Consider the following 11366-nt stretch of genomic DNA (forward strand, 5'->3'; position numbering starts at 1 on the left):
CGCGCAGCCGGCGGCCTTTTCTAGCTATTCGGTGTTTGATGAACGTTTTACGCCTTGCCGCGTTGACGTGTGGTCTTCTGTCGGTCCTCGCCGCTGGCGCCCGGGCCCAGACTGTTGCTACGCCTGTTTCCCGCAGCCCCGCCGTCGTCCTCGCTCCCCCGACCAGCGCGCCCGCCATGACGGCCGCCCTGGACAAGAACGCCACGGCCACGGTGGACAACCGCTGGGATGCCAGCCTGGCCGCGTTCGCGGCGGCCGACAAGGAACACCCGCCCAAGCCGGGTGGCGTGCTGTTCGTGGGCAGTTCCTCCATCCGCCTCTGGAACAACCTGGAAGCCGACTTCAGTTCCTTGCCGGTGGTGGTCAAGCGCGGCTTTGGCGGCTCGCGCATGCTGGACTGCACGCAGCACCTGCATGCCCTGGTCGCACCGTACAAGCCACGCCTGGTCCTGGTGTATGCCGGCGACAACGACCTGGCAGAAGGACGCACGCCGGAACAGGTCCTGCAGAGCTACCGCAAGTTCGTGGATGGCGTACGCGAGGACCTGCCCAAGACCCGGATCGCCTACATCTCGATCAAGCCCAGCCCCTTGCGGGCGTCGCTGATTCCACGGATCAAGGAAACCAACGCCTTGATCAAGGCCTATACGCTGACGGTCGCCAACGCCGATTTCATCGACGTCTACTCATCGATGCTGGATGACAAGGGCGAACCGCGCATGGAGCTGTTCCGCGAGGACAAGCTGCACCTGAACGCGGACGGCTATGCGCTGTGGAAGCGCATCATCACCGCCCACCTCGATTAGCGCCCCGCTCGCCGGCGGCCCGGACGCCAGGCGCCGTGCCGCCGGGGCCGGCGCCAGCCAGGACCGTTGCCGGCCTGGCCTGCTGGCGCGACGTCGCCGCGGCCTTGCCGGAACGCATGATCACCGCCACGCCATAAAGCAGGGTCACGCTGCCGATATATAGGGCGGCGTCCAGCCAGGACGAGCGCGCCGGCGTGGCCACGCCGACCACGCACAGGGCCAGCAGCACCACCACCAGATGGGCGCAGAACACCGACAGCGATGACTGGCCCATGGTTTCCAGGAAGGGCAGGCGCGGCAGATAGCGCTTCAGAGCACCGTCGTAGTGCATGGCCAGGATGACCAGCGAGAAGAAATTCAGCAGGCGCATCGGCCCCAGATGCCACTTGTCCCACAGGAAATTGATGGGGTCGCCATCGGGAAACGGCGCCTGTCCGGTCAGGTGACGCCAGACCAGGAACGTTCCGGCGATCACCGCGGCGCCCAGCACCAGCAGGCGAGGGAAAGGCCGGCGCTGCTCGGGCGGCACCCGCGCATGGGTCGACCCCAGCCACAAGCCGAAAATCCACAACAGCTGCCAGCCGAAGGTTTCGAACGCGCCCGTTTCGCTGAAGGGGACCGGCAGCCCCGTCAGGTCGACCAGCCAGGAATAGAGGGATTGGGACAGGCCGAATTGCGTGGCGAACCACAGCAGCCCGCTGATCGCCAGGATGGCGCGCCAGCCATGCCGCAGACCGATGGACAGCACCCAGGGGCTGATCAGCATGAACATCACGTAGATGGGGAGGATGTCCAGCAAGGGCGGGTTGTAGATCAGCGCCAGCGCGGACAGGAAGGCGGTCGTGGGCTGCTGCAGGTAGTACCACATCAAGTGCTGCACGTCCGGCTGAGGAATGGCCAGGCCCAGCACCGCGATAAGGGTGAAGAGGAACAGCAGGCAGGCCGCCTGGCAGGCGTAGACCACCAGAGCGCGGCGCAGGAAAGCCTTGTGCATGGCCGCGATGCCGTCGCGCATGTAGCGCCGGGTGTAGACCAGCCCGGCCATGTAGGCCGACAGCATGACAAAGCCCTCGGCCGCCGAAACGAAGCCGAAGGGTTGGGAAGCGGGAATGGCGAACTTGGTCGGCAGGTGGGTGGAGAGCATCAGGACCAGCATCAGTCCGCGCACCGCATCCAGCTCCCACATGCGCGGCCGGCCAGCCTTGGCCGCCGCTGGGGTGCGAACGCCGGAATGGAGGGGAGCTGCCGGGGGGGAAGGATTTGCCGCCATGATCTGCTTCTGCCTTCGACATCGCCGGTGCGCACGCAAACGGGGGCAGGCACGGGCACGGTCACGGGTGCCGCCGGAGAGGTTCGTCTGGTGTCTCGCCGGCCGCGCATTTCTGCGTTGCACTATCGGGTAAACCCCAGCTTACCCATAGATGGACCGGAATTGTTGAAGTTCGTCGTCGAAAACGTAACCAGAAAACTCCAGCCATTGCCTCGTTCCCAGGAAAGGGCCCGGCGGTCGCAACGAGCGGTCAAGGATTGCATGGCAAGGCATGCGACAGCCGCGATGGCGGGTCGCGCCGGGTGTCCGACCGGGCCCCGGACCGGATCCCGGTCCGGGGCAGGAAGAAGCGCGCCGGCCGCCCGGGGTGGACGCCGGCATGCACTCTGATAGACACTCCGGAATACGGTTCGACACCCAAGGCCCGACCATGAACAAAGTCCTGTTGATCACCGGCGCCAGCCGGGGCATCGGCGCCGCCACGGCCCTGCTCGCCGCGCGGCGCGGATACACCGTCTGCGTCAACTACAAAAGCAATGAGGAAGCCGCGTCCAGCGTGGTCGCGCGCATACGCGCGGCGGGCGGCCGGGCCGAGGCCTTCTGCGCCGATGTCGGCCAGGAATCGGAAATCGTCGAGCTGTTCGACGCCGTGCAGCAGCGCTACGGGCGTCTCGACGGCCTGGTGAACAACGCCGGCATCCTGGAGCAGCAGGCCAAGGTGCGGGACATGAATGCCGCGCGCCTGCGCCGCATCCTCGATGTCAACGTGGTCGGCCCCTTCATCTGCTGTCGCGAGGCGGTGCGCCGCATGTCGATCAGCCTGGGCGGCGGGGGCGGCGTCATCGTCAACGTATCGTCGGCCGCGTCGCGGCTGGGATCGCCCAACGAGTACATCGACTATGCGGCGTCCAAGGGCGCCCTCGATACCTTGACGATAGGCCTGTCCAAGGAGGTTGCCGACGAGGGCATCCGCGTGAACGCGGTCCGCCCCGGCATCATCGACACCGACATCCATGCCAGCGGCGGCGAACCCGGCCGCGTGGACCGCGTCAAGCACATGGTGCCCTTGCGGCGCGGCGGCACGGCCGAGGAAGTGGCCGGCGCCATCATGTGGTTCTTTTCCGAGGAGGCGACGTACTCGACGGGCGCTTTCCTGGATGTATCGGGGGGGCGCTGAGGGATCCCGTGGGCCATGCCTTGAAGCGCACCGGGGATCGCGCGGGCGGCGCCTATGCTTGCGGATTGCGGCCGACCGCCTTGCCCTTGCGGCCCTTGCCCCCCGTTGACGCCCCCGCTCGGCGCGCCGGCGCGGCGCCGAAGAATTCCCGCGTGGCATCGACCCAGGCGCGGGCCGCCCGCGATAGCTGGGCATGGCGGCGCCAGCAGGCCACCAGCTGCCAGCGGATTTCCGGCTGCGAGATGGGCAGGGAAACGAAGCGCCGCCGGTCCAGGCGCTCGCCGTAGAGCGCCGGCAGCAGCGCGATGCCCATGCCGCACTCCACCAGGGTCACGATCAGGTCCCATTGGCTGCTGCGGCAGGCCAGCCGCGGCGTAAAGCCCACCGAGCGGCAGGCCTGGGCGATGGTCTCGTTGAGCTGGAACGTTTCCCCGTACAGCAGGAAGGGTTCGTCCGCCAGGTCCGCCAGGCGCACCGACGATTGCGTCGAATGGCCCTGCCAGCGCCCCTCGCGCGGCGCCAGGAGGTGCAGCGGATAGTCGCAGATGGGTATGCCTTCCATATCGTCGGGCACGGGCGCCAGGCAGATGCCGACATCCAGCTCGCCCTCGCGCAAGGCCCGCTCCACGGCACGCGCGCCCGATTCCAGCAGCTTGAGCTCGACGCCGGGCCACTGCTTATGGAACGCGGCGATGGCCGGCGCGACCAGCGATGCGCCCAGCGGCGGCAGGCCTATGGTCAGGCTGCCGCGCGTCAGATCGCCGAGCGCCTCCAGGTCGTCGCGCAGCAGGACCTCGGTGGCGAGCATTTCCTGCGCGCGGGCATAGACCCGCCGGCCGGCATCGGTGGGCGTGACGCCCCGCTTGCGCCGGCCGTCGTCGCGCGCCAGCAGGGGCACGCCCAGTTCGTCTTCCAGCACCTGCACCATCTTGCTGACGGTGGGCTGGGTCACGAATAGTGCGTCGGCGGCAGCGGTAAAGCTGCCCAGGCGCACCACTTCGGCGAAATATTTCAACGCGCGTAATTCCACCACGGATCTCCAGACGATACGGTCGCGCACCGCGGCGGTGCCGCGTGCGCTTTGGGCCCTGTCGTTGAGCCTTGTCGTTGGGCCTAGCCTTTGAACCTTATTATGCCAAAACAGAATAATAAAAATAGAAATAATTCACTGGATACATCAAGCGGGCGTGCCTACACTTCCCCTATCGATCCGTCGACGCACGCGGCCAGCGGGCCCTGCCGGAGGCTTTCCGGATAATGGCGGCAATGGCAATACGCGGTGGCAGCAATCGGCGGCGACAACAAGCAGCAGCAACAAGCAACCGCAACAAGCAGCAGCAACATGAAGTCCTCCCCCCTCACCTCTCCCCTGGCGGCGCGCCTGCGCCCCCATGCCTCGCGCCTGGGCCAAAGCCTGCTCCTGGTCCTCGCCTTCGGCGCGGCGGAAGGCCTGACCGCCTTGCTGCACCTGCCCCTGGCGCCGGGCGTGGTGGGACTGCTGGCGGTGCTGGGGCTCTTGCTCACTGGCATCGTCAAGGTCGAATGGATCAAGGGCGGCGCCAACTGGATGCTCAACGAGCTGGTGTTGTTCTTCATTCCCAGCGTGGTCGCGGTGGTCAAGTACTTCGACCTGTTCCGCCGCGTGGGCGTGCAACTGGTGTTGGCGATCGCGCTGGGAACGCTGCTGGTGATGGCGGCCACCGCGTTGGCCGTGCATGCGGGACGCCACCTGGAAGACAGGTTGGCGCGCCGCGGGCAACGCCAGGCCGACGCCAAGACGGCGTGACCACGCCTGCCCCACTGACTGACTGATCCGCGGCCCCACGCACCGACGCACCGACTGACCGACGCACCGATTGACCGATTGACCGATTGACCGCCGCAGTGAATACCCTCTTGCCTGTCTTGTGCCTTGCCTGGACGCTGCTGCTGTATGCCGTGGCCAAGCCCCTGTACCTGCGTTATCGCAAACCGTGGCTGTCGCCGGCCATCGTCGTGCCGGCGCTGACCATCCTGCTGATGCTGCTGGCCCACATTCCCTATGCCTCGTATTTCGAGGAAACGCACTGGCTCACCTGGCTGATGGGACCCGCCACGGTGGCTTTCGCCGTTCCCATCTACGAATACCGCGGCGTTGCGCGCCGCCATGCCTTGTCGCTGGGACTGGGCGTGGCCGCCGGCATGGTGATGGCAATGGTGAGCAGCTGCCTGCTGGCGCGCCTGTTCGGGTTCGGCCCCGAAGTCACGCACAGCCTGATGGCGCGGTCCATCTCCACCCCTTTCGCCGTCGCGCTGGCCGAGCGCACGGGCGGCTCGGCGGAACTGGTGTCGTTGTTCACGATCATCACGGGCCTGGTGGGCATGCTGGCCGGCGACAGCCTGCTGGCCGTATTGCGGCTGCGCTCCACGCTGGCGCAAGGCGCGTCCTATGGCGCCGGCGCGCACGGCTTCGGCGCCGCCCGCGCCCGCGAACGCGATAGCGAGGAAGGCGTGGTCGCCAGCCTGACGCTGGTCATCGCCGGCATCGGCATGGTCGTGGCCGGGCCCGCGCTCAGTAGCCTGGTCAGCGGCCTGGTCAGCCGCCTGCCGGGCGCCTGAGCGCGCAGGCCGCCGCCGCGCCGACGTACGAACGCCCGCGTCCGGCCTGCTTCTGTCGTCACGACAACGCCAGCCGCGTCCATCGCCCGGACAGCAGCGTGGCGCCGCGGCGCCGCCGCCGGCCGGAATCAGTATGATCGGCCGTTTCGTCATTCCCTGATCCAAGGGGCGCGCCGCCGGGTTGGTCCGAGGTACGCCGCGTCCCGCGCCCGGAGCCCTGGCCGCCATGAAAGCCATCGATATGAAGGACTTCGGCGAGGCCGACGTCCTGCAACTGCAAGATGTCGCCGACCCCGTCGTCCGCCCGCACGACCTGCTGGTCCGCAACCGCGCGGCCGGCGTCAACCGCGCCGATCTCAACCAGCGGCGCGGCGCCTACGGCCGCGCGGATTTCGGCGACTCGACGCTGATGGGCCTGGAGATCGCCGGCGAAGTCATCGCCGTCGGCGACCAGGTGCAAGGCTACCGGCCGGGGGACCGCGTGATGGGCATCGTCGGCGGCGGCGGCTACGCCGAGATCGCGCGCATCGACTACCGCATGGCCATGCCCATTCCGTCCAGCCTCGACGATATCCACGCCGGCGCCATCCCCGAAGTCTTCGTCACCGCCCACGAGGCCATGCTGCACCTGGGTCGGCTCGAAGCCCACGAGACCGTCCTGGTCCACGCGGGCGCCAGCGGCGTCGGCTCGGCCGCCATCCAGCTGGCGCGCGCGGTGGGCGCCACCGTGCACGCCACCGCGGACGGCGCCAAGGCCGCGCGCGTACGCGAGTTCGGCGCCGACCTGGTCATCGACTACAAGAACGAGGACTATGCCGAGGCCGTGAAGCGCGCCACCGGCGGACGCGGCGTGGACGTCATCGTGGATTTCGTCGGCGCGCCCTATCTGGAGCGCAATGTGCGCAGCCTGGCCGATGGCGGGCGACTGGTGCAAGTGGGATTGATGGGCGGCAAGTCCGCCACGCTGCCCATGGACCGCCTGCTGTTCGGCCATTTGCAGATCATGGGCACGGTGATGAAGTCGCGGCCGCCGGAGGTCAAGCAGGCCATGGTCCGGCGGTTCCGGGAGCGCTGGCTGGACGCCTTCGCCCGTGGCGACATCAAGCCCGTGGTCGACAGCGTCTTCCCGCTGGCGCGGGCCGCCGACGCGCATCGCCGCATGGAAGCGAACCAGAACATCGGCAAGATCATGCTCAACGCCGGTTGACCACGACAAAGATCGTCATTCGGGCCGGATGTTCGCGTCCCGCGCGACCTTCTGCCACTTGACCATCTCCGACTGGATGAAGTCGGCGAAATACCGCGGCGACTGGGTCACGGGTTCGATGCCCATCTGCGCCAGGTTCTGCTTCACGTCGGGCGCCGACAAGGCCTTGTTGATTTCGGTATTGAGCTTCTCGATGATGGCGGGCGGCGTTCCCGCCGGCGCCAGCACGCCGCCCCAGGTACTCGTGTCATAGCCCGGCAGGCCGGCTTCCGCCATGGTGGGAACATCGGGATAGGACGCCGCGCGATGGGTGGTCGTGACGGCGAGAGGCCGCACCAGATGGCCGGAGACCGGCGCATGCAGCGCCGCCAGCGTATCGAACATGATGGACACGCGGCCGCTGGTCAGGTCCGGATGCGCCGCCGTACTGCCCTTGTAGGGCACGTGCACCATGTCGAGGCCAGCCATGCTCTTGAACAGTTCGCCGGAAAAATGGGGCGCGCCGCCCGGGCCGCTGGACGCGAACGTCAGTTCATGGGGATGCGCCTTGCCGTAGGCGATCAGCTCGCGCACGTTGTTCACCGGCAGGCTCGGCGTCACCACCAGCATCAGCGGCACCGAGTGCGTCATGGCCACCGGCGCGAAACTCTTCACGGTGTCATAGGGCAGCTTGAACATGGACGGGTTGATGGCGTGCGAACTGGCCGCCAGCACCAGGGTATAGCCATCAGGCGGCGCCTTCGCCACGTAATCCTCGCCTATCGTCCCGGTGGCGCCCGGCTTGTTGGTCACCACGATGGACTGGCCCATCGAGAGGCTCATTTTCTGTCCGATCAGACGCGCGACCATATCGATGGCGCCGCCCGGGGACGCGGGGATGATGATGGTGATGGGGTGGTCGGGGTAGGTGCCGGCCGCGACTGCCGGGGCGCATGCCAACGAGGCCAGCCCGGCCAGCGAGGACATCCAGGCGGCGAGGCCCCGGAAGATGCGGCGGCGGGCGGGGGAAATGACGGCCGGGGCGGCCGGGGCGGGATGGATCGCGGGCATGGGATGTCTCATGGGTGTAGTTGGTATACTAAAATACTAAAATATTAGTTCCGCGACCGCAAGCCGATCATCCACGGCAAGCCGATCAGGTTTCCCGGCCGGCGCCGCCACCGGCATCCAGCCACCAATACCGCTCCTCGGCGCCGGCGGCGTCGGACGTATGCACGCCGACGGCCCGCAATTGGCTGGCATAGGCCTGCACGGCCAGCCGCTTGCGATCCGGATCGCCGGGGGTGGCGCACTCGACCGGCGTCGCGCGGATGCGTCGGCGCCCCAACTGGCCCAGCACGCGCTGCAGGACGCCGGCCCGATACCGATAGAACATGTCTTCGTAACCCAGCCACAACAGTCGCGGCCGCCGTGCCATGACCAGCAGGGCGGCCTCGCGCACCCGCTCATGGTCGCAATGATGCAAGCCCAAGGGCATCGCCACCACGTCCGGCGCGTAGTCATCGATGATCATCGCCAAGGCCTTGGCCAGGCGCTCCCGGCCCGGCAAGGGCGCATACTGGCTGTCGAGAAATCCCAGGTAGCCCGTCTCGGCGCCCAGCAAGGCCATGGCGCGCGCATCCTCCAGCAGCCGGGCGCGCATCGCGGCCTGGCTATCGCTGAAGCCACAGTCGCGGTCCCATTTCGTCAACATCGTCCCATCGGCCGGCATGCCGCTATAGACGGTGGCCACGTATGCCCGCGTGGCCACCGTCAACAGCATGCCGCAGCCCAGCGCCGCGTCGTCGAGATGGGGCGAGATCACCAGCAATCGCCCGGCGTCGAATAGCGCACGCATGATAGCGGCCTCAGGCGACAGCGGCGGCGCGGTCGTCATTATCGGCCAGGCCGGTGACGAAATCGGCAAAGCCGCCGACGACGCGCCCTACCCTGCGCGCGCTGGTCACCACGCGCGGCAAGGCGGTCCACGCGACCGAAGCGCCATTGGCCAGCAAGGCCTCCACCAGCGCGACATCCTCGCCCAGGCTCAGGCCGCGGAAGCCGCCTGCAGCCTTGTAGGCCGACGCGCTGACGCCCAGGTTGGCGCCATGCACATGCCTGTGGCCATCCCGATATTGATAATGGGCCTGGTAGCGCGAGCGCACCGCGCTGGAATGCATCGACCAATCCTCCACCGTCACGCAGCCGCACACCGCATCGCACGCCAGGGAAAGCTGGTCGGCCAGCCAGCGTTCGTCGACCAGGGAATCGGCATCCGTGAACGCCAGCCAGCGCGCTCCCGCCGCCAGCAGGTGCGCGGCGCCATGGGCGCGCGCCATGCCTACGTTGCGGGCGTCCAGCCGCAAGCCGGTGACCGCCCTGGCCATGACGATTTCCGCCGACCTGTCGTGGCAATCGTCCAGCACCACGACGATGCGCACCTCCTCGCCGTTCAGCAGGGGATGGCGAGCCGCCCGTCGAAGGGCGCCGAGGCAGGCGTCCAGGCAGGCTTCCTCGTTATGCGCGGGCACCACTACGCCTATCATGCCAGCCCCTCCCGGCGCGCCAGCGACCGTGAGTCCCGGCTCCACACCTGCAGCAGGAAATCCTGCTCCGCATGGTCGACCAGGGGAAAAAGGCCCGCCAGTCGCGCGATGGCGCCGTGCACCGCATGGGTATCCAGGCGGCGCTCCGCGAAATCATGCAACCAGTGGCAGGCCACGATGGTGCCGCCGGGCGCCAGGCAGTCCATGACGCGCGTCGCCAGGCAAGCCCACGATCGCGCATCGAAGTAGTAGCCCAGTTCGCTCAGCACGATGAGGTCGAAACGTTCCTCGGGAGCGACGGGCCACTCCTCGGGCAATACCGCCCGGCGCAAGACGACGTTGCGCATGCCGGCAGCGTCCAGCCGCAGTCGCGCCGCGTCCAGCGCGCGCTGGCTGAGGTCGCTGGCAAGCACGTGATCGGCACGCCCGGCCAGGTCCAGCGTAAGCACGCCGTTCGCGCAACCGGGTTCGAAGACGCGCCCCCACCGCTCGTTGGGCAAGCTGGCCAGCAGCAAGGCGCGCTTGCGCGCTTCGTACCAACGCGTGGACAGGCCCCAGGGATCGTCGCAGCCTGCATAGAGCCCTTGGAAGTACGCCGTCTCTACAGCTGCCATGTGTCCTCCAGCAAAGCGCCTCGCGCCACGTCGTGGCCCAGTTGCGCCAGGTCGCGCTCGGCGTGGCTCTGGCGCAGGAAGATGGGAAGATCCGCATAGCGGCGCGCCAGCGCGGCATCGCGACAAAAGGGCGCGGGACCCAGCGCCTTGCCGGCCGCCTCCAGCACACCCGATGCGGCCGCCTCGGCGGCCGCGCGTACCCGCAGCGCCCATGTCCGCGCATCGCCGCGCGGGTCCTGGTCGATGGCCCCGGCCGTTTCGCGCAGCAGCGCCGCCACCTGGCGCAAGGACATATCGACCCTGCCCAGGTGGGCAAGCGCATGGGGCTCGGGGCGGCGCGCCTGCGCGGCGGCGAGCGCCCGCGCCAGCGGCAGGGCGGCGCCATACCAACATGCGGCGATGCCTGCGCCGCCGTGCCAGAAGCCCGGACGCGAGACATAGGCGCCAGCCTGGCCGACCGGCCACGCCGGCGTCCTGTCGAAGCACACGTCGACGCTGCCGGTGCCGCCCATCCCCACCGCCCGCCACCCCTCGTCGGTGACGCGTACGCCGGGCGCCCCCATATGCACCGCCGCCAAGGCCGCGTCTCCCGCCTCGTCGAAATAGGTCACCAGCGCATGGGTGACCCAGGCCGCGCCGGAGCACCAGGCCTTGCGGCCGGTCAGCGTCACGCCCTCCTTGCTCGCGGCGCCCTCCACGCGGGCGTCCGGCGGCTGGGCCGCCCAGACGGCCCACACCGGCGCGCCGTCGACCTGGGCGCGCGCCATGCGGTCGTGCCGGCCCGCCGGGTCCAGTTCGGCCAGGATGGCCACGGCATCGGCATGCCCTTCATAGAGCTTGACCGCGGTCACGTCCATGGCGGCCACATCGGCCAGGACGCGCCATCGGTCCAGGCTGCGGCCGGCCCCCGGCAGGGGCAGGTCTCCAATGTGGCGTATCAATGCGCGCAGGCTCGCGGCCGGATCTTCGGCCGACCAGGGGAAAGAGGCCAACGAGGCAGATGGCATGCGGGAAATCCTCTGTTTTCCTTGTTTTTGGCTCGGCCCTGGCAATCACCATGCCCGCTTCCGGCCGGTTGATATGGGGCGTTACTAATAGATCACATCAGTAACCTGTCGCGCGGATGCAAGCGGAGCGCGGCTCTCCGGGCATCCAGCGCCCTGTCCGCG

The 11366-nt window shown here is 68.3% G+C and carries 12 protein-coding genes; 5 read left to right on the plus strand and 7 right to left on the minus strand.

The genetic code is table 11. The features are described 5' to 3' along the window. Nucleotides 1-176 precede the first annotated feature (176 nt). On the plus strand, nt 177-806 hold the full coding sequence (locus tag C7R54_RS21935) for an SGNH/GDSL hydrolase family protein (protein WP_240039657.1): 630 nt from the start codon (nt 177-179) through the stop codon (nt 804-806). On the opposite strand, the gene opgC is transcribed toward C7R54_RS21935, so the two are convergent. Further along, a complete protein-coding gene (gene opgC, locus C7R54_RS21940; protein WP_240039658.1) occupies nt 787-1992 on the minus strand; it encodes an OpgC domain-containing protein in 1206 nt (401 codons plus the stop codon). The genes C7R54_RS21935 and opgC overlap by 20 nt on opposite strands. A gap of 514 nt (nt 1993-2506) precedes the next feature. Between opgC and C7R54_RS21945 the strand changes: the two genes are divergently transcribed. Continuing rightward, nucleotides 2507-3253, plus strand: a complete 747-nt coding sequence (locus C7R54_RS21945) for an SDR family oxidoreductase (protein WP_129152571.1) — start codon at nt 2507-2509, stop codon at nt 3251-3253. 52 nt (nt 3254-3305) lie between these two features. Here the strand turns inward: C7R54_RS21945 and C7R54_RS21950 are convergent, their stop codons facing one another. Beyond that, nucleotides 3306-4283 (minus strand): LysR family transcriptional regulator, encoded by a 978-nt coding sequence (locus C7R54_RS21950; RefSeq protein ID WP_129153134.1) that lies wholly within the window; start codon nt 4281-4283, stop codon nt 3306-3308. 312 nt (nt 4284-4595) lie between these two features. Between C7R54_RS21950 and C7R54_RS21955 the strand changes: the two genes are divergently transcribed. The 3 genes from C7R54_RS21955 to C7R54_RS21965 all read left to right on the plus strand — a co-directional run bounded on the left by C7R54_RS21955 (nt 4596) and on the right by C7R54_RS21965 (nt 7058). Then, the gene (locus C7R54_RS21955; protein WP_129152572.1) at nt 4596-5039 is read left to right on the plus strand and encodes a CidA/LrgA family protein; all 444 of its coding nucleotides are present in this window, start codon (nt 4596-4598) and stop codon (nt 5037-5039) included. A 98-nt stretch (nt 5040-5137) separates the two neighbouring features. Continuing rightward, on the plus strand, nt 5138-5851 hold the full coding sequence (locus C7R54_RS21960; protein ID WP_240039660.1) for an LrgB family protein: 714 nt from the start codon (nt 5138-5140) through the stop codon (nt 5849-5851). Nucleotides 5852-6077: 226 nt separating this feature from the next. Next, entirely contained in the window at nt 6078-7058 is a 981-nt protein-coding gene (locus tag C7R54_RS21965) for an NAD(P)H-quinone oxidoreductase (protein ID WP_129152573.1), read from the plus strand. 15 nt (nt 7059-7073) lie between these two features. Here the strand turns inward: C7R54_RS21965 and C7R54_RS21970 are convergent, their stop codons facing one another. The 5 genes from C7R54_RS21970 to C7R54_RS21990 form a co-directional block, all read right to left on the minus strand. Further along, nucleotides 7074-8108 (minus strand): tripartite tricarboxylate transporter substrate binding protein, encoded by a 1035-nt coding sequence (locus C7R54_RS21970; RefSeq protein WP_240039661.1) that lies wholly within the window; start codon nt 8106-8108, stop codon nt 7074-7076. A gap of 85 nt (nt 8109-8193) precedes the next feature. After that, nucleotides 8194-8895, minus strand: a complete 702-nt coding sequence (locus C7R54_RS21975) for a PIG-L family deacetylase (protein ID WP_158021258.1) — start codon at nt 8893-8895, stop codon at nt 8194-8196. Between the two features lie 10 nt (nt 8896-8905). After that, a complete protein-coding gene (locus C7R54_RS21980; RefSeq protein WP_129152575.1) occupies nt 8906-9583 on the minus strand; it encodes a glycosyltransferase family 2 protein in 678 nt (225 codons plus the stop codon). Beyond that, on the minus strand, nt 9580-10197 hold the full coding sequence (locus C7R54_RS21985; RefSeq protein WP_129152576.1) for a class I SAM-dependent methyltransferase: 618 nt from the start codon (nt 10195-10197) through the stop codon (nt 9580-9582). Before C7R54_RS21985 ends, C7R54_RS21980 begins: the two co-directional genes overlap by 4 nt. After that, a complete protein-coding gene (locus tag C7R54_RS21990) occupies nt 10185-11204 on the minus strand; it encodes an acyl-CoA dehydrogenase family protein (protein ID WP_240039662.1) in 1020 nt (339 codons plus the stop codon). The genes C7R54_RS21985 and C7R54_RS21990 overlap by 13 nt, the downstream gene beginning before the upstream one ends. Nucleotides 11205-11366: the final 162 nt, after the last annotated feature.

The sequence above is a fragment of the Achromobacter aloeverae genome (assembly GCF_004121055.1).
In the GTDB taxonomy this organism is placed as follows: domain Bacteria; phylum Pseudomonadota; class Gammaproteobacteria; order Burkholderiales; family Burkholderiaceae_B; genus Bordetella_C; species Bordetella_C aloeverae.

What these genes read in the sequence shown, in the direction of transcription:
- C7R54_RS21990 (WP_240039662.1), bottom strand. Translation starts at nt 11,204, where the DNA reads ATGCCATCTGCCTCGTTGGCCTCTTTCCCCTGGTCGGCCGAAGATCCG.
- C7R54_RS21935 (WP_240039657.1), top strand. Translation starts at nt 177, where the DNA reads ATGACGGCCGCCCTGGACAAGAACGCCACGGCCACGGTGGACAACCGC.
- C7R54_RS21980 (WP_129152575.1), bottom strand. Translation starts at nt 9,583, where the DNA reads ATGATAGGCGTAGTGGTGCCCGCGCATAACGAGGAAGCCTGCCTGGAC.
- C7R54_RS21975 (WP_158021258.1), bottom strand. Translation starts at nt 8,895, where the DNA reads ATGCGTGCGCTATTCGACGCCGGGCGATTGCTGGTGATCTCGCCCCAT.
- C7R54_RS21970 (WP_240039661.1), bottom strand. Translation starts at nt 8,108, where the DNA reads ATGCCCGCGATCCATCCCGCCCCGGCCGCCCCGGCCGTCATTTCCCCC.
- opgC (WP_240039658.1), bottom strand. Translation starts at nt 1,992, where the DNA reads ATGTGGGAGCTGGATGCGGTGCGCGGACTGATGCTGGTCCTGATGCTC.
- C7R54_RS21985 (WP_129152576.1), bottom strand. Translation starts at nt 10,197, where the DNA reads ATGGCAGCTGTAGAGACGGCGTACTTCCAAGGGCTCTATGCAGGCTGC.
- C7R54_RS21955 (WP_129152572.1), top strand. Translation starts at nt 4,596, where the DNA reads ATGAAGTCCTCCCCCCTCACCTCTCCCCTGGCGGCGCGCCTGCGCCCC.
- C7R54_RS21945 (WP_129152571.1), top strand. Translation starts at nt 2,507, where the DNA reads ATGAACAAAGTCCTGTTGATCACCGGCGCCAGCCGGGGCATCGGCGCC.
- C7R54_RS21965 (WP_129152573.1), top strand. Translation starts at nt 6,078, where the DNA reads ATGAAAGCCATCGATATGAAGGACTTCGGCGAGGCCGACGTCCTGCAA.